Origin of the sequence: Synechococcus sp. PCC 7502, assembly GCF_000317085.1 — a bacterium.
Classification (GTDB): domain Bacteria; phylum Cyanobacteriota; class Cyanobacteriia; order Pseudanabaenales; family Pseudanabaenaceae; genus PCC-7502.
Map to the genome: position 1 here is coordinate 2,581,817 of NC_019702.1, position 23,632 is coordinate 2,605,448.

A 23,632-nucleotide genomic window follows, 5' to 3' on the forward strand; every position below is an offset into this window, starting at 1 on the left:
TGATCAGAGGCTATGAGAAAATATCTCAAACTGCCAAAGAGCTATAAATTGACTGATTAAAAATGATTCTTCCCGGGGTAGTGAGAATATACTGTGAGACAACCTTACCTGATTGATCCTCTCGAACACGACGGAATGGATAGGTTTTCAGCTTATAACCGCTTTCATCAATTATTTCTGATAAAGGCGTGTCATCGGCTCCATCTCCCTCAACAGTTCCTTCAAATCTTACCCAGATTTTAGAATGTAATGTAACTTGCTTATGTTCATAGGACATCACAACTTCTTGGAAATTAGCAAAATACCGACCTTCTCCAACTTGGGTATCTGGATTACTTGCTGTTAAGTAATAGCAGCCTAAAACCATATCTTGACTGGGGGCAACAATAGGTCTGCCCGTAGCTGGTGAGAGGATATTATTAGAAGCAAGCATTAGTAACCTTGCCTCAGCCTGAGCTTCAATAGATAAAGGCACATGAACCGCCATTTGATCTCCATCAAAGTCAGCATTAAATGCAGGACAGACCAATGGATGAAGCTGAATTGCTCGACCCTCGACTAAAATTGGCTCGAAGGCTTGGATTCCCAAACGGTGAAGTGTTGGAGCCCGATTCAACATAACTGGGTGATCTCGGATTACATCTTCTAAAACATCCCAAATGGCTGGGTCATTACGCTGAATCATTTTTTTCGCTGCTTTGATGTTATTCACCAAGTTCATCCTGATTAAACGATGAATAACAAAAGGTTGAAATAACTCAATTGCCATTTCCTTGGGTAATCCGCACTGATGAATTTTTAAGCTGGGACCAACCACAATTACGGAACGACCAGAATAATCAACCCGCTTTCCTAAAAGATTTTGACGAAACCGCCCCTGTTTACCTTCGATAATGTCAGATAACGATTTTAGAGGACGATTGTTTGCTCCAACTACTGTTCTTCCTCTACGTCCATTATCGATTAAGGCATCTACAGCCTCCTGAAGCATTCGCTTTTCATTACGCACAATAATTTCTGGTGCTAGAATTTCCTGCAGACGAGCCAGACGATTATTTCTATTAATAACACGGCGATAAAGATCGTTAAGATCACTAGTAGCAAAACGACCACCATCTAGTTGCACCATGGGTCTCAAGTCTGGAGGAATAACAGGAATATACTCTAGTACCATCCACTCAGGACGAGAACCTGTTGCCACAAAGTTATCAACAACTCGTAAACGTTTAATTAGCTTTGCGCGTTTTTGTCCCTTAGAACTAGAAATTTCTTCACGGAGCTTTTCTGCTTCTTGTTCAAGGTTAATATTATTCAGAAGCTGTTGTACCGCCTCTGCACCAATTCCTACCTCAATTCCATCTAACTGAGAACCCTCGGCGTAAATTTCATCCTCCAGCTGTATCCACTGATCTTCACTAAGCAGTTGTTTATAGGATAAATTGGGAGCATTGCCTACATCAAGAACCACATAGGCATTGAAGTAAACAATTTGTTCAACATCTCGCAATGGCATATCCAGAAGAGTTGCCATATAGCTGGGAATACCCTTGAGATACCAAACATGAGTTACTGGAGCCGCTAAGGCAATAAATCCCATACGGTGACGGCGGACTCTTGATTCCGTAACTTCAACACCACAACGTTCACAAACTATTCCACGATGGCGGACTCGCTTATACTTACCGCAGTGACATTCCCAATCTTTAGCAGGACCAAAAATACGCTCACAGAACAATCCATCCATTTCTGGCTTGAGAGTACGATAGTTGATAGTCTCAGGTTTTGTAACTTCCCCCACAACTTGACCATTGGGAAGTGTACGTTCTCCCCACTGCCTAATTCTTTCAGGGGAAGCCAAACCAATTTTGACATAATCAAAGCGTTGTTCCACTTTTGTCATGAGTAAAGCTTCCTATGATTCTTTTGAGTAATTTGGATAATATTTATCAGATAAAATATTCAGATAAAATCTATGAAATTGAGTTTAGATAGAAGTCAGTATTGATGAGAGCAATTAATCTTCATCATCTTTGTTGTAAGACTCATAGGTAGGGCGGGCAGGCACACGTCTTGTACTAATATCGACCATTAAGTCAACCTCTGTATCCTTATTCTTTCCATCTTCTCTTGATTCCAGTTTATGAACCGATACATCAAGACATAGTGATTGCAACTCTCGTACCAGTACCTTGAATGATTCTGGAGTACCAGGTCGAGGAATTGCTTTGCCTTTGACGATCGCATTTAAGGATTCATTACGTCCAGTCATATCATCAGACTTAACGGTTAAAAGCTCTTGCAAAGTATATGCTGCACCAAATGCCTCTAAAGCCCATACTTCCATCTCTCCAAATCTTTGTCCTCCTTGCTGTGCTTTACCACCTAAAGGTTGCTGAGTAACTAAAGAATAAGGACCAGTGGAACGAGCATGAATCTTATCATCAACAAGGTGAACTAGCTTAAGCATATATGCCTTACCCACCGTTACAGGCTGATCAAAAGGCTCACCCGTTCGTCCGTCATATACGGTAAGCTTCCCAGGATTTTCGGGATTAAAGAGCCATTCATCTCCTGTTTCACGCTGAGCTTGAGCTAATTGTTCATGCACCGAGGCTCTAGACATCTCTTCTCCATGCATTTCATCAAAAGGAGTAATCTTAAATCTGACATCCCTATTTTCTCCTGCCCATGCCAATAAGCACTCAAATACCTGTCCCACATTCATCCGTGAAGGTACCCCTAAAGGATTTAAGACAATATCTAAGGGTGTTCCATCTTCAAGGTATGGCATATCTTCCTTAGATAGGATGCGGGAGATAATCCCTTTATTACCATGCCTACCAGCCATTTTATCGCCAACTTGGATTTTACGCTTTTGAGCAACATAGACTCTAACAACCATATTGGCTCCAGGTGGGAGTTCATCACCTTGTTCACGGGTAAATACCCGCACATCGACTACCCGACCTTTTTCACCGTTGGGAACTCTTAAAGAATTATCCCTAACGTCTCTAGCTTTTTCCCCAAAAATTGCTCTGAGTAGCTTTTCTTCAGGAGGCTGATCAGATTCACCTTTGGGAGTAACTTTACCAACAAGAATATCTCCAGCTTCGACCCATGCCCCAGTCCGAATAATACCCTGTTCATCAAGTTGACGGAGCGTATCTTCCCCAACATTAGGAATTTCTCGAGTAATTTCTTCCGGTCCTAGCTTGGTTTGACGAGCCTCAATTTCAAATTTTTCAATGTGAATGGAGGTGTAAACATCATCATAAACTAGACGTTCGTTGATCAAGATTGCATCTTCATAGTTGTAGCCTTCCCAAGGCATATATGCTACAAGAATATTCTGCCCCAGCGCTAATTCGCCACCTTCGGTAGCCGAACCATCTGCCATTACTTGACCAGTGACTACGCGATCGCCAACAAACACAATAGGACGCTGATTTAGGCAAGTATCTTGGTTAGAGCGTTGATACTTATGAAGGTAATAAGCGGTTTCTCCTCCCGCATCAGAGCGGACTCTAATCTCATCAGCAGAAACATAGCTGACATAACCATCGGTACGAGATACAACCACCATACCTGAGTCCCTAGCAGCTTGTGGCTCTAGACCTGTTCCCACTAATGGACGTTCAGGACGTAATAAAGGTACAGCTTGCCGCTGCATGTTAGACCCCATGAGTGCGCGGTTGGCATCATCATGTTCAAGGAACGGAATTAAGGAAGTTGCCACTGAAATGATTTGCACTGGAGATACTGCTACATAATCAACTTCAGTAGGTGAAGCGGTACCAAATTCTTGGCGATAGCGCACAGGCACTAAATCACTGGTAATCTTGCCAGATTCATCGGTGGGAATATCACCAGGAGCAACTCTTAGTTCATCTTCTTCATCAGCAGTCATATACACAGGTGCTAAGTCACGTCGGACTCTGCCTGCTTCTACGGGGTAGTAAGGAGTTTCAATAAAGCCATACTGATTAACACGAGCATGGGTTGCTAAGGAACCGATTAACCCTGCATTTGGTCCTTCAGGAGTTTCAATTGGGCAAATTCGACCATAGTGACTAGGGTGAATATCCCGCACTGCAAATCCTGCCCGTTCACGGGTTAAACCACCAGGACCTAAAGCACTAATCCGCCGTTTGTGGGTAAGCTCAGCTAAAGGATTAGTTTGATCCATAAACTGAGACAGTTGACTGGAACCAAAGAACTCTTTAATGGCAGCAACTAAGGGTTTAGGGTTAACTAAAGAGGCAGGGGTAAGGGAATCGGAGTCAGAAACAGTCATCCGTTCACGAATAATTCGCTCTAGTCGATTTAGTCCAACTCGAACTTGATTTTGCAAAAGTTCACCGACAGAACGTACACGACGGTTACCGAGGTGATCAATGTCATCGATTTGTCCAACATCAAACTCTAAATTGATCAAGTAATTAATCGATGCCAGAATGTCTTCAGATGTTAAAACTCGTTTATCATCGGGAATATTGAGATGCAGCTTTTTATTGAGCTTATACCGCCCAACTTTACCTAGATCATAGCGTTTAGGATCAAAGAATCGAGATTCAAGCAACTGATGCCCACCACTAACGGTAGGAGGCTCACCGGGACGGAGTTTGCGATAAAGCTCCATTAGTGCTTCTTCTTCACCAAATTGTCCTTCTTTATCAATTGTTTTTTGGAAGTATTCGGGGTGACGCAAAGAGTCAAAAATTTCAGCATCAGTTAAACCCAATGCCTTTAATAAAACTTGAGCGGAAAGCTTTCTGGTCTTGTCAATTCTGACCCAAACCAGATCATTTTTATCGGTCTCAAACTTGAGCCATGCACCCCGGTTAGGAATTAGGCTGGCGTTGTAGGTGCGACGGCTATTTTTGTCTATATCTAATTTAAAATAAACCCCAGGACTACGCACAATTTGATTGACGATTACACGCTCTGCCCCATTAATAATAAAGGTTCCACGATCAGTCATAAGCGGGAGATCGCCTATAAATACTTCTTGTTCCTTGATTTCGCCTGTTTCTTTGTTAATTAGGCGGGTAGGAACATACATTTGAACGGCATAGGTGGCATCACGACGCTTGGCTTCATCAACGCTGTACTTTGGACTCCTGAGCTTAAATTCTTTTCCGACAAAGTGGAGTTCCATTTTCCCTGTATAGTCGGTTATGGGAGAGAAACTATCTAACTCTTCGATTAAACCTTCTTCTAAGAACCATCGGAAACTTTCCCGCTGAATTTCTACTAAATCTGGTAAAGCAAAAGCAGGAGTTATATGTGTTGGCTTATTCATGCACTAATGACTGTAGTTTTAGTGAGAGTGTACATCTCGCCTCATCAAGGCATAAGTTCTTAACTATATTTTGATAATAGGCATTTGTCAACTACCTATGACAGAATTTTTGTTAAGTTTTATTTGGTTGGATTTATTCTGGCAAGTATTAAAAATCAACGCCCGGTTTTAGATCAATACCGCGATCAGAGTAATGTTTGTGGCATACCATCTCGGAATGCACACTGGCTAGGTCAAAATAGGCGGGTTGTTTGTAGCAACGCCCAGTAATAATTACCTCGGTATCACGGGGTTTGCGTAGGAGTGCCTGAAAAATTGGTTCGACAGGTAAAAGTTCTAGGTCAACGGTGGGATTGAGTTCATCTAGGATAATAGTTTTATATAGTCCTGAGGCGATCGCGGCTGAGGCAATTTCCCATCCCCGTTGTGCCTCGATAAAGTCCAGTTCCTGTTGTTTCCCCCGCCACACGATCGCATCTCGTCCACATCTTTGGTGATCGACCACACTGGGATAACTACGGTTGAGGGCGGCGATTGCCGCATCTTCGGTATAGCCTGTACCACCTTTGAGCCACTGCATAATCAAAACTCGGTGGGATTGATCTCGACTAATACCTTTACCGATCGCCTGTAGGGAGCGACCTAGTGCTGAGGTACTTTTACCTTTACCTGCACCAGTATAGATTTCAATACCTGTGATGCCATATTCAGCAAAATTGGGATTGGGTTCATGGAGCCGCATTTCGGAGTGGAGATCGGCAATTTCCAAGAGGGCTGGGGGCGCACCTCTACCTGTGGCAATAATCTCTAGATGTTCAGGTTTGCGTTTTAGGTCTTTGATCACCCGATCTAGGGGTAAAAGCCCCAAATCAAGTACAGGATTGAGCTCATCTAAAACAATCACTGAGTATAAGCCAGAAGCGATCGCACCACGCGCCACATCCCATCCCCGTTCTGCTTCAGCCCGATCTAGGGGGGTAATTTGGTCGGCATTGAAGTATTCGGGTCGTCCAGTGCGAACTTGATCGATTAAATGGGGAAATCCTTGTTTCAGGGCTGCAATCGCTGCATCTTCAGCATATTCTCGACCATAACCTTTCAAAAATCTGAGCAGTAAAATTCTAGTTTCTGAGGGGTCTGTGGCTGCCATACCAAGTCCTAGAGATCGCAAAACCACACCTAATGCCGCTTGGGATTTACCTTTACCCATGCCATCATAAACATGAATCTGCCCGACAGCACGTTCAGGGCGCACCTGCGCTGTCATGATTCCTATATCCGCCATAGAGTAAGTCTAATTAAAAAAATAAATAATTAAAAAAATTAGTGTTTAAGTACCAGACGGTAGCGAGGTCTGCCTGTCCGTAGTTTAGCGATCGCTTCATTAACTTGGTCAAATGGAAATATTTCCACCGTTGGCTCAAAATCATGGCGATTACTAAATTCTAACATTTGGGCGATCGTGGCGGGGCTGCCGAGGGGACTACCAGAAATGGATTTTTGTCCGACAACTAGGGGAAAAACTAAGCTAGAAACTGGATTAGGAGCTATACCTACAAAGTGTAACCGACCCTTGGGACGCAGCATGGCGATATAGGCACTCCAATCTAAGTCAGCAGAAACAGTGGAAAGGATCAAATCAAAGGTATTTGCTGCCTTGGAGATCGCCTCAGGGTCACGGGAGTTAATAAAGTGATTAGCACCTAAAGCTCTAGTTTCGGCTTCTTTATCGGGGGAGGTGGAAAACGCTGTAACGTCACAGCCCCAAGCCTTTAAAAACCCTAATGCCATGTGTCCTAAGCCACCAATACCAATCACGCCCACATGATCCGTTGGCTTGATATTAAATTGGACTATGGGATTAAATACGGTTATGCCGCCGCAGAAAAGTGGTCCCGATGTTGATGGATCAAGTCCTTCAGGTAAAGGAATTACCCAACCTTCATTAGCACGCACCCTATCGGCAAATCCTCCATATCTGCCCACAATGGTTTGCTCGGCAGTTTGGCAGAGATTTTGATCTCCACCTACGCACCATTCACAGGTTAAGCAGGAACGGGAGTACCATCCTAAACCCACTCTTTGCCCTACTTTTAATTTTTTGACCGCATTACCTATCGCAGCGATCGTTCCCACCACTTCATGACCGGGGACTAGGGGATATTGGCTAATGCCCCATTCATTATCGAGCATACTAAGGTCGCTGTGGCAAATTCCACAATATTCCACCGTAATTTCAACTTCCTCTGCGCCTAGTTCACCGGGATCGTACTCAAAAGGCTCTAGTATTCCAGATGGAGAATGGGCTGCGTAAGCATGAATCATAAATCTAATATCCCTGTAGAAATTTTATTTCGATTGTAGTCTAACTATAGTTTAAGTAATGCATTCCGATATAAAAAATTAGCTGAGCTAAACTCTTTGTTTTTATACTATGACCTATGGCGAGAAGTTAATGATTAGGGAAATGTTAATTTTGTGAGAGGAAGTTAAACTAGCTATTAGTCCAATCACGATCTAACCAGAATAATGCTTGACTTACTCAAAATTGCGGGGCAAATGCAGGGAATGTCCGAGCAACTGCAAAAAGAGGCAAAGCAGCTAGCCGTAAAGCTCAATCTGGCAGAGGATTTATTTAATCAGGCGATCGCTAATGAAACTCTATTAAAAACCCAATATCAGCAATGGCAGGAAAAATTAGCTTTTAGTTGTGCCGAACCAGTAGAAGCATTAGAACAAATTTCTAAATATGAAGCGATCTCTGGTTTACATTCCGTAATTGCCACCGATGGCTCCCAAATTTCTCCCAGTCGTCATGAAGTTGCTTACTGCTATTTGATAAATGTGGGTAGGGTAGCTATCCATTACGGTGATGGCGTAGTTCCAGTTTTAGATAATGTCCCGAATGTCTATTACAAATCTGAAGATTTATATAAATCTCGCCAGTGGGGAATTCAAACCGAAGAATGGATGAGTTTAAGAAGAACTGTTGATGAGGCGATCGCTCTTGGGGATTTTGCCTGTAAGCATCAAAAAGAACGACCAATTTTGGCTTTGTCCGATGGTTCTCTAATTCACTGGAATTTGGAGATGTTACCTGCGGGAGCGCGCAAGCAAATTTTGCCAGATATTCTTGCCTCTTGGGATCAACTGCGCCTCTCTAATATTCCAGTAGCAGGATATATCAGTGCGCCACGGGCGGGAGAGTCGATCAACTTCTTACGGTTGCAAGCTTGTCCATTTTCAGAACCTGACTGTAGCGGTTATTGTGGGAATAAACTTTTGGATTCGTTACCCTGTAGCCGCACTCAGCCCCTCAGAGATGGGACGTTATGGCAAAGACTTTTAAAGTATGGGGAATGTAGTCCTATGTGGCGTAGTCATGCCAAGATTTTGCAGGAATATGGTGAGCATTCTATTTATTTTTGTTATCTGCATGTGGGGTCAGAAGTGGCAAGGATAGAGATGCCAGAGTGGACTGCCTTGGATCAAAATTTGCGATCGCAATGCTTAAGCATTATTCTCGCCCAAGTGCAGAAGGGTTATGGTTATCCAGTTGTGTTAGCAGAGGCACATAATCAGGCAGTAGTTACAGGGGGCGATCGATATCGGTTTTTTGCCATGCTGGAACAACAGATGATTCAGGCGGGTTTACGGAATGTGGGGACATCCTTTAAAGAAACTCGGAAACGGGGCAGTATTGCCTAGTAAATAGTCAGTCAAATTTATAAAGTTCTGGCAGAAACGAGTGTGAGGAACGACTCCTACTCCGTTCGCTCTGTAAAGATAGTCCTAATTAAATAGGGTCGATGGGCGAAGCCCCGTTATGGTTTTATCCTTATTCTTACCCCATAACACTGATAAAGCGCATTAACTGCAACAAACTAGAAATAGGGGATAGTTTGATAAATATCTGCCAAATAATTGATGAATATTCGGGAGCTATGGGAACTGAAGTAAGTATTCTAGGTTCAGTATTTCTTATACCGTCTAGATAAACTACAAGTTAAAAACAAGCCATGAACTATAAATTAATCTCTCGGATTTTCTTGGCAATCTTTTTCATTGGGGCTGGGATTCTGCATTTTACAGCAAGTTCGATGTATGTAAAAATTATGCCACCCTATTTACCCGCCCATTTAGAACTGGTTTATATCAGTGGTGTTTTTGAGATTTTAGGAGGCATTGGCATCTTCATTCCTTTTCTGCAAATCCCCGCAGGCTATGGCTTAGTGGCATTAATGGTAGCTGTGTTTCCTGCCAATATTAATATGGTCGTGAACTATGAGCAGATTGGCTTAAACTTCCCTTTAATTTTGCTATGGCTAAGATTACCATTACAGGGATTACTAATTTATTGGATTTGGTGGAGTGCAGAATTAGGAAGTAAAAAACATACTCAGACTTAAAGCACCTCTGGATTTGATTTATGGATTGGAGTATAGTCAGCTTACCCAGTTTGATTTAGCCAAATCGATAACCTTTCCCATACACCGTGTTAATTAGAGAGTTTTCAGAATCTTGATCAATTTTGCGTCTTAACAACCGAATCTGTGCCACTAAGGTATTAGTTGGAATATCCTCATGCCAAATATGATGTTGAATTTGATCGTGGGTTAGCAGTTGATTAGGATGTTGCATAAAATAAGCCAATAGCTGACATTCTTTTTCAGATAAAGGAATTGACTGGCGATCGCGGTACAAAACCTGACTATTAATATCTAACTCCAGATTAGCGAATACTAAGGTTTGAGGCTCTGATTTCTCTGAACTTGCCTCTAAAGATTCCCCAGAAGATAATGATGTCCTGCGTAATAAGGCACGGATGCGGGCTAATAGCTCTTTAAGCTCAAAGGGTTTGACTAGATAATCATCGGCACCACTATCCAAACCTTCTACCCGTTCATCTAAAGTATCCTTAGCACTTAAAAATAGCACTGGCGTATGATCTCCTGTTTGACGAAGCGATCGGCATAGTTCAACTCCTGACATAATCGGCATCACCCAATCTAAAATTAAAAGGTCATAGGTTTGAGTTTGTGCCAGTTGCCAACCAGTTTTACCATCAGTTGCCACGTCCACAGCATAACCTTGATTAATTAATAACCTTTGCAAGGGTTTTGTTAGTTCTTCCTCGTCATCCACTAGTAGTAGTCGCATCGGTATTATCTGTTTTTTGTTATTAAATTTTCAAGTTTCAGATTTTTTTTCCAAATTTTTAAAGTCAAGTTCTAAAATTTTACTATCCCTAAAAATTCCACAGACTGAGGCGTGATATGGAACCGATAGGGCAGAACTTTTACACCTGCAATCATTGCCTCATCTAATAACTGGGCATACTCTGGATCAGCTTGTTTGCCTGCCCTAAAATCATCACAATCACTCCGATTAATAAAATAAACGATCGCAGATTTCGTGTTCTGAGCAATCACTCCCATTAATTCCCGCAGATGCTTTTGCCCCCTCGTTGTTACCGTATCTGGAAATAGAGCGATATTACCATCATGCCAAGTTGTATTTTTTACTTCCAGATAAGTTTTGGTATATGTTGTGGTTAGCTTTTTGGAATCCTGATTAGAATCATTATGAGCATGGGTTAATAGAAAATCAATACGGCTCTTTTCACTACCGTAGGCAACTTCGGGCTTAAAACTATCGTAAGGTTCTAATTCGGGTAAAAGATGGCGATCGAGCATTGAGCCGATAATTTTATTAGGTAATGAGGTGTTTACCCCTACCCAAATCCCATTTACATCTATGATTTCCCATGTGTACTTGAGCTTGCGTTTTGGATCACTAGATTGGGATAAGTAAACAGAACTACCAATCGTACATATACCCGTCATGGGTCCAGTATTAGCACAGTGGGCAGTAACTATTTCTCCATTACTAAGCTCAATATCAGCAAAAAAGCGTTTGTAGCGTTTAACTAAAGTTCCCCCAATTAAGGGAGGATAGGTATGGACAATCATAGATTTGTTATTGCATTTTGCTAATTTTGCGGAAAGTTTAGAAATTTTTTAAATATAGAGATTTAAATTACATGAAACAGGTAGTCGATTTATAGTTCATTCTGGGCATCAGTACAGTCATAATTGGCTGTATTAGGTGATCTTGATCTAGTGTTAGTAATTTGATTTCTAAGGCTTTCAATAACTTTAAATATCCTCTCAATATTCTCAATATAAAAATGTCTAAGAATTTCAGTGTATCAGTGGGAATCCTCTGTGTGGGTTTTGTGGGTTTGGGGTTGTCTATACCTTTACAACTAGAAGTAATAGAGGTGTCGGCACAGGTTCCAACAGATCAATCCTTGGAGGCTAAACGTCTATTGCAAGAAGGATTAGACTATTTGGATATTAATAAATATGCAGAGGCACTACAATCATTTCACCAATCCTTACAAATTTATCAACAGATCGGCGATCGCCAAGGTATAGGAGATGTCTTTAATAATTTGGGAATTACTTATAACAGAGTCGGACAGTATCAAAAGGCGGTTGAATTTCATCAGAAAGCTTTAGCAATCAGAAAGGAAAATAATGATCTTGGTGGTGAAGGAACATCACTGAATAATATAGGCAATGGTTATTTCAGGCTAGGACAGTATCAAAAAGCAATTGATCTCTATCAGCAATCTTTGATTATTAAAAAAAGACTTGGCGATCGCAATGGTGAAGCAACGGCACTTAATGGGCTGGGAATTGGCTATGAAAGACTAGGACAATACCAAAAAGCAATTACATTTCACCAAGAATCTTTGGCAATCAGAAAGGAAACTAGCGATCTTAAAGGCGAAGGCAATTCTCTCAATAATTTAGGTGTTGCTTATAAAAATTTAGGACAATACCAAAAAGCCATAGAAGTTTACGAGCAGTCATTAGTAATTAGGCAGGAAATTAGTGACATCAATGGCATAGGAAGTTCGCTAAATAATCTGGCGGGAGCTTACTATAACCAAGGGCAGTACCAAAAGGCGATCGCCTACTATCAACATGCTTTAGCCATTTTTGAACAACTCGGTGATCCTAACGGTGAGGGAGATGCTCTGAATAATTTGGGTAATAATTATCAAAGTTTAGGACAATACCGAAAAGCCATAGAGTTTTACCAACAATCCTTAGCAATCAAAACCCGAATCGGCGATCGCCAAGGAGAGGCAGTAAGTTTAAGTAATATCGGCAATACCTATCAATCTCTCAAGCAATACAACAAGGCGATTGAGTTTTCCCAAAAATCCCTAGAAATTGAAAAACAATTGGGTAATCTTGATGGGCAATCTTCTTCTCTTAATAATATAGGTAGCTCCTACTTCTATCTTAAGGAATATCAAAAGGCGATCAGCTTCTATCAAAAATCCTTAGAAATTAAAAAACAACTAGGTGCGCGCCAAGGGGAAGCAAATGCCATCAATAATCTGGGACTGATCTACAGGGAGATAGGTCAATATAAGGAGGCTCTTAACCTTTACCAACAATCAATAGGCATTTTTAAGTATATCGGCGATCGCCAAGGGGAAAGAAATACTCTAAATAATTTGGGAGCAACTTTAGCAAAATCTAATCAAAAAGACTTAGCAATCTTGGCATATAAACAATCAGTTAATATTACCGAATCGATTCGCAAAGATATTAATGGCTTGAGTAAAGAAGAACAAAGATCATACCTAGAAACTATCCAAGGAGGTTATCGTCGTCTTGCTGACTTGTTATTACAAAAAGGTAGAATTACAGAGGCTTTACAAATTCTTGATCTGCTCAAAATTCAAGAACTAGAGGATTACTTCAAAGGTGCAAAAAAAGATATAAACCAAAATCTTGCTATTCATCAAAGGATTAAACTCCTAGCACCTGAAAGCATAATTAGCGATCGCCTTTTAACTGCAAATACTACAGAGCTTAACCGTCAACTAGCAAACCAAATTGCCCAACTCCCTCGTTCAGAAATTAATCAAGTTCCCATCTATCTTCAGAAAATTCCTAAAAATACGGCTTTACTTTATCCCTTAATTTTGAGCGATCGCCTTGAATTAATTTTATTTTCCGCTAATAATCCGCCAATTAATCAGTCTGTTGCCATTAAAGGTAAAGATTTTGAAGAACTGGTCAAAGATTTTCGTTCTGATCTGCAAAACCCACTATCCCAAGATGCCAAAATATCGGGCAAAAAAGTCTATGACTTAATGATTAAACCTCTTGCGGCACAACTAAAACAGACAGATACTACCACCATTCTTTATGCCCCCGATGGAATTTTACGCTATATTCCCTTAGCTGCTCTTTATGATGGGAAGCAGTGGTTAGTTGAACAATATCAAATCAATAACTTAATTGCCTACAGTCTGTTTGATAGCGATCGCCAGTCTCAATATAAACCGCAATCTAAAATATCTAACCTCCGAATTTTTGCAGGGGCATTTGGCGGTAAAGATGGAGAAAGCAGATTTGGCAACAAAGGTTTAGCAGGTTCAATTCCAGAGGTGGAGAATATTGCTAAAAATTTCACCAATGTCACAAGTTTACTGGAAAATAATTTCTCCGCTAAAGCGACCAAGGAGCAGGTAATTGGCAATGCAATTGTTCATTTTGCCACCCATGCTGAGTTTAATACTGGTAGCCCCTTAGATTCCTATATTTTATTTGGAGATGGTAGTAAGGTTACTTTGGCGGAGATTAGCACCTGGCAACTACAAGCTGCTGATCTAGTCGTATTAAGTGCCTGTGAAACTGGAATAGGTACCTTCGGCACGGGTGCAGAGGTTTTAGGATTTGGCTATCAAGTGCAACGGGCAGGAGCAAAAGCCTCGATCGCTTCCCTCTGGACAGTTTCTGACAGTGGTACTCAACTACTTATGAGTGGCTTTTATCAAAACTTACAAACCCAAAATATATTGATGGCATTACGACAGTCTCAATTGGCGATGATAAAAAAAAGCATCCAAAAGGGTGAGGTAAGCTTCAATCATCCCTATTTCTGGTCTAGCTTTGTAGTAATTGCAAATAGTCTGTAAATTTTCCCAAATATTCCACAGCTGATAGCTTGTGCTTCAGGGGTGTAGTCTTGAGTTAAGTCTTTAGTGACAACATATTCCGTCCTAGTTGGAGACACCAGAATAGTTTTACATTTTTGTCTTTGGGGAATTTATTGATTTTAATCAATTTTCCCTGCAATAATTCTTCCTCAGACCAAGTTAGCTGATCAATCCGTTTATATTTTTCTACTTCACCACTATCATCGACTAAAGGAGTTGCTTGACATAGTTTTCTCTCAAGTTATTCTTCCTTTTTAACTCATTTCCCTCTTTGTATAGGTTCTATAGTTGCTGCCCAAGTAGTAAGAATTTTACTCAGTTGATCTCTGGTGACAGGCTTACTTAAATAGTCATTCATTCCCGCCACAAGGCACCGATCGCGATCCGAAGACATAGCATTAGCGGTCATAGCAATAATTACTACAGGGCGGCGATCGCCATAGCTGCGGTTTGATTCCCGCTCCCGAATACTTTGACTAGCTAAATAACCATCTAAAACGGGCATTTGACAATCCATAAACACAATATCGTAGGGAATTTGATCTAATTTATCTAAAACTTCCTGTCCATTGTTGGCTATATCGGCTGTATATCCTAGGTTTTGGAGTTGTCTAATCGCCACTTTTTGGTTAACCATATTATCTTCCGCCACTAAAATTTTAATATTAATACTAGGAATGGCGGTAATTTGTGTAGGGACAGTTGCGGCAGGTAACAAGGGACAACTGACCAAATTAGTTACAACCTCTAAAAATCTTGATTGCTTAACTGGTTTGATCAAGCATTCGACAAATTCAGCTTCGAGGGCGATGGAACGGAGGTCAGATTGATTTACACTTGTCATCATCACTAGGGGAATATGACTGGTTTGAGGATTAGCTTTAATCAATTTTCCCAAAGTTCTTCCATCCATCTCTGGCATTTCCATATCCGTAATCACTAGATCATAGGAATTTTGGCTAAGCGAGATTAATGCTTCCTGTCCACTGGCAACCGCCTCACAACCTATATGCCAACTTTGAGCTAGGCTACACATATTTTTGCGATTACTGCTATTGTCATCCACCACTAATATTCTTAACTGATCCAGCTTCTCTAAATCCTGATGTTGATACTCATTTTGGGTAACATTATGCTGCTTCATAAACTCGGCAGTGAATGAAAAAGTAGTGCCTTTCCCTTCTTCACTATCGAAATCTATTTCCCCTCCCATCATATTTACTAACTGCTTGCAGATTGCCAATCCTAAACCTGTACCTCCATACTTGCGGGTGGTGGAAGCATCCACTTGGGAAAAGGGTTGAAACAACTTGGCACGGGCATTGAGGGGAATGCCAATCCCAGTATCAATGACCGCAAATAGGATTTTGACAGAATTAATACTTTCCGAATCAAGGGAGGCTGTAATGATTACCTCACCTTCGGAAGTGAACTTGATCGCATTACAAACTAGATTAATTAAAATGCGCTGTAATCGATTCTGATCGCCTCGTAATTTAGTTGGTACTTCTTTATAAATAATGGTGATTAGCTCAATATTTTTAGCCTGTGCCTGAATTGCCAGTAGCTCTCCTACCCCCTCTATACAGGTCTTTAAGTCAAAATCTAAGGTTTCTAGTTCTACTTCTCCCGCTTCTAGTTTCGAGAAGTCCAAAATTTCATTAATTAAGGTTAAGAGGTTCTGTCCGCAGGTTTGAATGGTTTTGACAAATTCCTCTTGCTCCAAATTTAGGCTGGTGGAAAGCAGTAGTTCGGTCATGCCAATTACGCCGTTCATGGGAGTACGAATTTCATGGCTAATGGTGGCGAGGAATTCACTTTTAGCGACGGTTGCTTGTTCAGCTTGCTGTTTTGCCTGTGATAATTGCAGATTGGAATGGAGGAGGGTAGATTCAATTTGCTTGCGATCGCTAATGTCAAATAAAACCCCATCGAGCCAAATTTGTTGATCTTGATTATCTTGCTGATTGAAAATCCCCCGATCCGATACCCACACTAAGTTACCTTGGGCATTAATGAGCCGATATTCGATAAAATAGGGCTGTTTGGTGATTAGTGCTTGCTGAATCGCCGTTGATACTAATTCCTGATCTTCGATGTAGATTAATTCATGGAATTTACGTCTTTGGCTATGGATTTCGTTGGCAAAAGGATAGCCCGTAATTTCTGTAATATTATCGCTAATAAAATCAATGGTAAGGTTGTGATCATATTGGCAACGGTAAATAATACCGGGGATATTGGCTACCAACGATCTGAATTTCTGCTCACTTAGCCGCAATTCCTGCTCTGAAACTTGACGAGCGATCGCCGCACTAATAATTTTGGCAGAGGCTTTAACCGCATCAATTTCAGCATTTGTCCATTCTCGATCATTTGTACAGTCCTCAAAACCAATCACACCCCAACATTGATCACCATTGATAATCGGCACTAGGAGAGTAGATTTGGCATCGGCACTGATCAGGTCTGAGCCATAATCTAAACTGGAAGTTGCACCATGAATTACTTGGGATAGCTGACATAACTGTTGCCAAGTTTGATCGGTATAGACCTCTTGCCATTGGGGCAGTCTCAAACGGGGTTTAGTATTTAGATCATGCCATTCGTAACGCAGGGATAGGCTTTTCTGTTCGGGCAGATTCTGAAAAATATAGGCACGGTTGGCACCCGCAGCGATCGCTAGTTTTTCTAAGGCAGTATTTACGGTTGTTTCCCAGTGGGCAGTTTGTAAAAATAGTTCCGCCGTGTAATTTACCGCTTCTAGGATCACATCCCGCCGTTTTAGTTCTAGGAGTTTTAAGCGCAACTCAAACTGGGTAATGACCTGATTACTTAAAATCTGTAAAGCTTCAATCTGCTCAGGAGTAAGTTTCCTAGGCACACGATCAATGACACATAATGTCCCCAGAGGAAGATGATCGGGCGTAACTAAAGCAATACCTGCATAAAAACGGATGTGGGGTGGATCACCTATGACTAGGGGATTATCGGCAAATCTTAGATCGTTAGTAGCATCTTCCACAACTAGGGGCGTATTGGGCTGCAAAATTGCATGTCCACAAAATGCAAAATCCCGAGGAGTTTCCGAATCACCCATCCCCGTTCGAGACTTAAACCACTGGCGATCGCTATCGAGGAGGCTAATTAACGAAATTGGGGTACCACAAATGCTAGAGGCAAGACGGGTGATTTGATCGTATGCCTCTTCTGCCTCGGTATCGAGGATCTTGTAGCGTTTTAATGCCTCTAAGCGGAGAGACTCATTTTCGGGTAAGGGAGCTTTCATTTTTCCATGGCTTCTAGGGATTTGGGTACACCTTTGGTCAGGACTTCATTACCTGTATCTGTAACTAAAACATCATCTTCAATGCGAATACCAATGCCTTTCCAGCGATCGTGAATTTCAGGCTGTCCTTCTTCAGCTTTGGCATCAGGAGCAATGTAAATACCCGGCTCCATGGTGATAATCATGTCTTTTTCCATATTTAGCCAAGTTTCACCCAGCTTATACATACCTACATCATGCACATCCATCCCCAACCAGTGACCAATACCATGCATAAAGAACGGTTTATATTTCTTTTCTTCTATTAGTTTATCTAAATCCCCTGCTAAAATCCCTAAATCTAAGAGTCCTTGGGTAATAATTTTCACCGCCACATCGTAGGTATGGTTATAAGGATGATTGGGTTTGACCTCGGCGATCGCTGCTAATTGTGCCTCTAAAACCAACTCATAGATAATTTTCTGCTCAGGGGTAAACTTTCCACCCACGGGAAAAGTACGGGTTATATCAGCATTGTAGTAGTCATAGCAACAACCTGCGTCGATTAATAATAGGTCGCCGTCTTGCATTTGGGCATTGTTATCGACATAGTGCAGAATACAGGAATTTGCTCCTGATGCGACAATCGAGGGATAGGCAACACCCATTGCTCCAGATTTACGGAAATGATATTCCATTTGTGCTTGAATTTCGTATTCAAATCCCCCCGGACGCGCACTTAGAAAAGCTTGATTATGTGCCTCCACGGAAATGGCGATCGCTTTACGCATTTTTTCGAGTTCATACTCACTTTTGCGTTGGCGTAACGGAGCTAGTAATAAATTGGCATTGGCGATCGCCGTAGGACCAGTTCCCCGTTTACCATAGCTAAATAATAACTTTTGATAATGGTTAATAATTCTGAGATTTAAGCTTCCATCCCGCCCAAAGGAATAGTAAAGCGGATCGGATTTTTCTAGATATTGGGGCAGTTTTTGATCTAGTTCACTAATATCGTAGGCAATATCCGCCCCGTAGAGTTCTTTAGCTCCTTCTAGTCCTGCTCTATAGCCTGTCCACACCTCAGCCGCAGGGTTACGGGGACGCACAAATAAAATATACCTATGCTCTTCGTGATTAGGGACAAATACAGCTACGGCATCGGGTTCGGTAAAGCCCGTCAGGTAATAAAAGTCACTGTCTTGACGATAGTTATACTCAACATCCGCATGATTAACCGCCGGAGGCGCACTGGAAAATATAGCCACCCCAGAGCCGATTTTTGCCATTAAGCGTTGGCGACGTTGAGCATATTCAATGTGCATAGTTTAGTAAGATTTTGAGGTTAGATAAAACTTGGGATAAAACAACTTTAGCTCATACCAATTATATGAATGTTATATGGTAATCAAGAGCGAAGAACTTACAAGGTCATGAAATAATGCTAGTAAAATCTGGTAATCTAGCCGCTCTATGGAAGAAAGTACAAGAATAATATTTGTATGGTTATGGCATTACTGTTTCTACTACTAACTTCTGGTTAACTATGCAGCAAAATAAGAAACGTGCTCCCCGAAATAGAACAATTACTTTAACTGAGCAAGAACAAGCTGTTTACAAACAAAGGTTATTAAAACTAGATAGTCCGATAGATTTAAAAAATATAATCAATCGCACCATTAACCAAGACTTATTCCAAGTAATAGATTTCTTACCAAGCCAATCTGTCGATCTACTATTTATCGATCCACCTTATAACTTAACTAAAACATTTAACTCTAGTAGTTTTAAGAAGAAAGATTTAGACACTTATACTGATTGGCTAGATAAGTGTTTTGCCAGACTTGAGAAAATATTAAAGCCTACTTCTTCAATTTATGTATGTTGTGATTGGCAATCTTCTCCTGCTGTGTTCGAGGTAGTTAAAGATCGGTTTCAAGTTCGTAACCGTATTACATGGGAGAGAGAAAAAGGACGTGGAGCAAGTAAAAACTGGAAAAACTCATCAGAAGATATTTGGTTTTGTACTGTTTCTGATACATATATTTTCAACGTAGATGCAGTCAAGCTGAAACGAAAAGTAATAGCTCCTTATACCGTGAATGGTACTCCAAAGGATTGGGATAGAACCGAGCAAGGAAACTATCGCCTTACTCATCCCTCTAACCTGTGGACAGATTTAACAATTCCTTTTTGGTCAATGCCAGAGAACACAGATCATCCAACTCAAAAGCCAGAAAAATTGGTTGCTAAAGCTATTCTTGCAAGCTCTAATCCAGGAGATGTTATTTTTGATCCTTTTCTTGGTTCAGGAACAACATCTGTCGTTGCCAAGAAATTAGGCAGGCAATATTTTGGGGTAGAGCTTGACGAAATGTACGCTTGCTTGGTGGAGAAGCGTCTTGAAATTGTTGAAATTGAACCTTCGATCCAAGGTTATTCTGAAGGAGTATTTTGGGAAAGAAATTCATTGAATGAGCAGGCACGCTCTATTGACAAGAAGCGCAATGTTCATCATGATTCAATACCTCAACAGCAAGATATAAATTTTTAGTAAAGTAATAACTCTCCATGGAAAAAAGCCAGATTTTTTACAGCAATAGGTTTGGTGAAGTTCAAGAAGCTATTAAAGTGTTTTTGAACTCTCAAGAAGGTTACTTATCCTCATCGACTGCAAACAGTCCAAGGGCGGTTGGTGACGCTATTCAAGATGTTCTTAGCAGTAATTTACAACAAGTGCTTGGTGAAGAAATTTGTAAAAACTACTCAAGCAACTTTGCACGGAGAGCAATGGCTGATTTGGCTTTCGAGGATGATAACGGTTTTTACTACGTCATTGATGTAAAAACGCACAGGCTGAGTACAAAATTCAATATGCCAAACCTAACTTCGGTAGAGCGCCTCAGTCTCTACGAGTCAGATAAGAATGTTTTTGCAGTTCTAATGGTTGCGTATGATGTTGAGGGAACCCGAGTACAAGTTGAAAGAGTTACGTTCGCACCAATTGAGTTTCTGGGGTGGGACTGCTTAACAATTGGAGCTTTAGGTTGGGGTCAAATTCAAGTCGCTAACTCAAATGTGATAACTGTTAATTCTGGTTATTCTCGTAAACAGTGGATGCTGGAATTATGCGATACGTTGTCAGAGTTTTACCCACGAGAAATTACCAAAATTGAGGAGAGGTTAAGCCATTTTGCTAAAGTTAAAGAATTTTGGCTCAACCATAGTGATTAGCTTAGGTATCAGCCAGTTAATAAATCTCTATACAAAAAGTCTCAACTGGCTGGTTAATTTGTAAACGTTACTTATATGGATGCTTTTAATCGGATTATTGGTCAAAATACAGCGATCGCTCTGTTAAGGTCAGCTATAAACCAAGATCGAATTGCCCCAGCCTATCTATTCACGGGAATTGCGGGAATTGGTCGTAAACTCACAGCCCTAGCCTTTGCTGAAGCACTAATTAATGATCCCAGAGCATCCCAACGGGTCAGAACGAAAAATCATCCCGATTTAATGTGGGTGGAACCAACATACTTAGATAAAGGTAAACTCCTAACCGCTGCGGAGGCATTAACATCTGGAATTAAAAAACGCTCTGCTCCCCAAATTCGCCTAGAACAAATTAGAGCCATTGGTCAGTTTCTCTGTCATCCCCCGATGGAAAGTAAGCGATCGCTAGTAATAATTGAAGATGCTCAAACTATGCCTGAAGCCGCTGCCAATGGACTTCTCAAAACCTTAGAAGAGCCGGGTAAAGCCACGATTATCTTAATTGCTCCCAGCATTGAATCAATATTGCCAACTTTAGTATCTCGGTGCCAGCGTATTCCTTTTTATGCCCTTAGTAATGCCGACTTATTACAGGTTTTAGCTAACCAGAATTTTATTCCCAATCCCCAAAATGCAAGTGATACAGTTAATTCCAATGATTTATCACAAATACCAGAAATAATTGATATGGCGCAAGGTTCTCCCGGAGAAGCGATCGCTAATTTCGCCCAATTACAAACCATTCCAACAAATCTGCTAACCGAAATTCAAAACCTGCCAACCACTCCGATTCAAGCATTAACTTTGGCAAAAAATATCTGTAAGGAACTGGAACTGGAAACCCAGATTTGGCTCCTAAATTATGTGCAGAACTATCTGTGGCGACAGCAAAATCAAGAGCAAACAATTAAAATTATCTATTCCTTAGAAATTGCCAAACAACAATTAAATAGTTACATCCAGCCCCGACTGGTGTGGGAAGTGCTTTTATTAAGCTTTTAATATTTGTAAATAATCGGTGTTATTCAGGACAAATATGATTTTGATTTTCTTGCTTAATTCCATTTTTGCGTATATGTTCAGACCTACACTTTGGACATTCCCTCTCTCTTGATTGAACTCATAATCTATGATGTAACGCCCAAAAACTTTGTTGTGTGATAAGGTCATGGGAATATATAGAATGAATATAGAAAGTTAGTAACTTATTTGGAGCTTAAGCATGAATCCTGAAGTTAGGGTAATGCAACCATCGGGACGTTTAGATGTCACTAATGTTAATCAATTTCGCCGTGAGGTAGCTGATATAGCCGCTTTCAGTCCCAAGTTTTTGTTGATTGATCTTAAGGATATTACGTTTATGGATAGCTCTGGACTAGGAGCTTTGGTGGCAGCATTAAAAACAGTTCGTAGTTCTGGAGGAGACCTTGCCCTCTGTTCACCTACCGATCAAGTACAAATGTTGTTCGATTTAACCAGTATGGGTACAATTTTTAAGGTCTATGCCAATGTTAAAGAGTTTACTGCTCGCACTGGGGTTAACGTCAAAATCTAGTTTTTTAGTTAAATATTACTTCTAACAGGGAAAAGTCATCTTCAAATTCATCGCCAAATTTAGCGATCGCTATAATCTGAGCAATAATTTCCCTTAAGCCAGATGTTTCATCCAATGTTTTATTTATTGTTTTATTTAAGGCAGTAAGAAACTCTAAAAAATCTACAAAGGTTCCGACTCTGTTATCTTTGTCAGTAATTTCATACACGCCATCACTAAAAATATAGAGTTTACTATTTGACTCGATTTGACAAGTGGCATTTTGATAACTGGTACCTGGGATAATTCCAATGGGGAGACCTGATGTTTTTAGGGATTTAGATTGATCTGGGTTTGGTGGTGAAAGTAGAACGGCAGGGGGATGTCCAGCACTAGAGTAGGTTAATTCTTGGGAATTTTTGTTATAGACTCCATACCAGATCGTAAAGTACAGGTCATTATATTTAGACATTTGAAAGTATTCATTGAGAGTCTTTAATACTTGACTAGGGTTAGTTAAGTCCACTGCTTCCGCAACCGTAACACTCTGTAGTCCCTTAGTTCTGAGTAAATTTAGTACAGATACTGATAATAGAGCAGCCCCTACTCCATGCCCAGATACATCCAGTAAATAAACTATTAAATGATCGGCATCAAGCCAGTAAAAATCAAAGCTATCGCCACCGAGTTTAGTCGAAGGTTTAAAATAAGAATCAATGCTAACTATCCCTTCTAATTTTTTCGGTAAAAGCGATCGCACATATTCTGCTGCCTGTGCCTGTTCTGCTTCTAGTCGAGATTTTTGAAATTCCAAATCCTTATTTGCTTTATGCAGTCTTAGTCCTGCTCTAACCCTAGCTTTGATTTCATCTTTTCTGATTGGCTTGGGTAAAAAGTCATCGGCACCATTCTCTAAGCCTTTAACTATATCCTCAACTCCATCACGGGAAGTAAGCAGTATAAAGTAAGTATTTGCAAGACTTTTAATACTTTTGACATGACGACATACCTCCAAGCCATCCATTAAGGGCATGACCCAGTCACAAATAATTAATGAAGGTTTAAGTTGTTGTGCTTTTTCTAATCCCAATTCCCCATTATCGGCGACATCGACTTTATAGCCCTCAGTTTTAAGTGCTTTTGATAAAATTAGCCGAGTTGTAGGGTCGTCATCGATTATGAGAATCTGAGACATGGAAAATAAATATTTAACTTTAATAATTA

Annotated in this window: 16 protein-coding genes and 1 pseudogene; 7 read left to right on the plus strand and 10 right to left on the minus strand. The window is 40.7% G+C overall.

Going from position 1 to position 23,632, the window contains the following annotated elements; all coding sequences use genetic code 11:
• Nucleotides 1–25: 25 nt before the first annotated feature.
• The 4 genes from SYN7502_RS12835 to ahr all read right to left on the minus strand — a co-directional run bounded on the left by SYN7502_RS12835 (nt 26) and on the right by ahr (nt 7,627).
• Complete coding sequence (locus tag SYN7502_RS12835) at nt 26–1,900, minus strand: DNA-directed RNA polymerase subunit gamma (protein WP_015169225.1); 1,875 nt, start codon at nt 1,898–1,900, stop codon at nt 26–28.
• Between the two features lie 114 nt (nt 1,901–2,014).
• Nucleotides 2,015–5,302, minus strand: coding sequence for a DNA-directed RNA polymerase subunit beta (rpoB, locus tag SYN7502_RS12840; RefSeq protein ID WP_015169226.1), 3,288 nt, complete (start codon nt 5,300–5,302; stop codon nt 2,015–2,017).
• A 148-nt stretch (nt 5,303–5,450) separates the two neighbouring features.
• Complete coding sequence (locus tag SYN7502_RS12845) at nt 5,451–6,587, minus strand: cob(I)yrinic acid a,c-diamide adenosyltransferase (protein WP_015169227.1); 1,137 nt, start codon at nt 6,585–6,587, stop codon at nt 5,451–5,453.
• Nucleotides 6,588–6,625: 38 nt separating this feature from the next.
• On the minus strand, nt 6,626–7,627 hold the full coding sequence (ahr, locus tag SYN7502_RS12850) for an NADPH-dependent aldehyde reductase Ahr (protein ID WP_015169228.1): 1,002 nt from the start codon (nt 7,625–7,627) through the stop codon (nt 6,626–6,628).
• Nucleotides 7,628–7,831: 204 nt separating this feature from the next.
• Between ahr and SYN7502_RS12855 the strand changes: the two genes are divergently transcribed.
• On the plus strand, nt 7,832–9,010 hold the full coding sequence (locus SYN7502_RS12855) for a DNA double-strand break repair nuclease NurA (RefSeq protein WP_015169229.1): 1,179 nt from the start codon (nt 7,832–7,834) through the stop codon (nt 9,008–9,010).
• 311 nt (nt 9,011–9,321) lie between these two features.
• The gene (locus SYN7502_RS12860; RefSeq protein WP_015169230.1) at nt 9,322–9,711 is read left to right on the plus strand and encodes a DoxX family protein; all 390 of its coding nucleotides are present in this window, start codon (nt 9,322–9,324) and stop codon (nt 9,709–9,711) included.
• Nucleotides 9,712–9,766: 55 nt separating this feature from the next.
• Here the strand turns inward: SYN7502_RS12860 and rppA are convergent, their stop codons facing one another.
• Both rppA and sfsA read right to left on the minus strand, forming a co-directional pair.
• Nucleotides 9,767–10,462 carry a two-component system response regulator RppA gene (rppA, locus tag SYN7502_RS12865; RefSeq protein ID WP_015169231.1) on the minus strand — a complete coding sequence of 232 codons (696 nt, stop codon included), beginning with the start codon at nt 10,460–10,462 and terminating at the stop codon, nt 9,767–9,769.
• Nucleotides 10,463–10,533: 71 nt separating this feature from the next.
• Nucleotides 10,534–11,274, minus strand: a complete 741-nt coding sequence (gene sfsA / locus SYN7502_RS12870) for a DNA/RNA nuclease SfsA (protein WP_015169232.1) — start codon at nt 11,272–11,274, stop codon at nt 10,534–10,536.
• 218 nt (nt 11,275–11,492) lie between these two features.
• Between sfsA and SYN7502_RS12875 the strand changes: the two genes are divergently transcribed.
• A complete protein-coding gene (locus tag SYN7502_RS12875) occupies nt 11,493–14,312 on the plus strand; it encodes a CHAT domain-containing protein (protein ID WP_015169233.1) in 2,820 nt (939 codons plus the stop codon).
• A gap of 280 nt (nt 14,313–14,592) precedes the next feature.
• Here the strand turns inward: SYN7502_RS12875 and SYN7502_RS18400 are convergent, their stop codons facing one another.
• Nucleotides 14,593–17,622 (minus strand): GAF domain-containing hybrid sensor histidine kinase/response regulator, encoded by a 3,030-nt coding sequence (locus tag SYN7502_RS18400; protein ID WP_051023631.1) that lies wholly within the window; start codon nt 17,620–17,622, stop codon nt 14,593–14,595.
• A complete protein-coding gene (locus tag SYN7502_RS12885) occupies nt 17,619–18,926 on the minus strand; it encodes an aminopeptidase P N-terminal domain-containing protein (RefSeq protein WP_015169234.1) in 1,308 nt (435 codons plus the stop codon). Before SYN7502_RS12885 ends, SYN7502_RS18400 begins: the two co-directional genes overlap by 4 nt.
• 221 nt (nt 18,927–19,147) lie before the next feature.
• Between SYN7502_RS12885 and SYN7502_RS12890 the strand changes: the two genes are divergently transcribed.
• From SYN7502_RS12890 to SYN7502_RS12900, 3 genes are all read left to right on the plus strand, one after another.
• Entirely contained in the window at nt 19,148–20,155 is a 1,008-nt protein-coding gene (locus SYN7502_RS12890; protein ID WP_015169235.1) for a DNA-methyltransferase, read from the plus strand.
• A gap of 17 nt (nt 20,156–20,172) precedes the next feature.
• On the plus strand, nt 20,173–20,835 hold the full coding sequence (locus tag SYN7502_RS12895; protein WP_015169236.1) for a hypothetical protein: 663 nt from the start codon (nt 20,173–20,175) through the stop codon (nt 20,833–20,835).
• Nucleotides 20,836–20,910: 75 nt separating this feature from the next.
• Complete coding sequence (locus tag SYN7502_RS12900) at nt 20,911–21,876, plus strand: DNA polymerase III subunit delta' (RefSeq protein ID WP_015169237.1); 966 nt, start codon at nt 20,911–20,913, stop codon at nt 21,874–21,876.
• A gap of 19 nt (nt 21,877–21,895) precedes the next feature.
• On the opposite strand, the pseudogene SYN7502_RS21555 reads toward SYN7502_RS12900, so the two are convergent.
• Nucleotides 21,896–21,967 (minus strand): annotated as a pseudogene (locus tag SYN7502_RS21555) (hypothetical protein); the annotation flags it as partial.
• 129 nt (nt 21,968–22,096) lie between these two features.
• On the opposite strand from SYN7502_RS21555, the gene SYN7502_RS12910 reads away from it, so the two are divergent.
• Nucleotides 22,097–22,429: an STAS domain-containing protein gene (locus SYN7502_RS12910; RefSeq protein ID WP_015169239.1), complete on the plus strand. Its 333-nt coding sequence runs from the start codon at nt 22,097–22,099 to the stop codon at nt 22,427–22,429.
• 4 nt (nt 22,430–22,433) lie between these two features.
• Here SYN7502_RS12910 and SYN7502_RS12915 read toward each other — a convergent pair whose 3' ends face one another.
• Nucleotides 22,434–23,603, minus strand: coding sequence for a SpoIIE family protein phosphatase (locus SYN7502_RS12915; protein WP_015169240.1), 1,170 nt, complete (start codon nt 23,601–23,603; stop codon nt 22,434–22,436).
• Between the last annotated feature and the right edge of the window lie 29 nt (nt 23,604–23,632).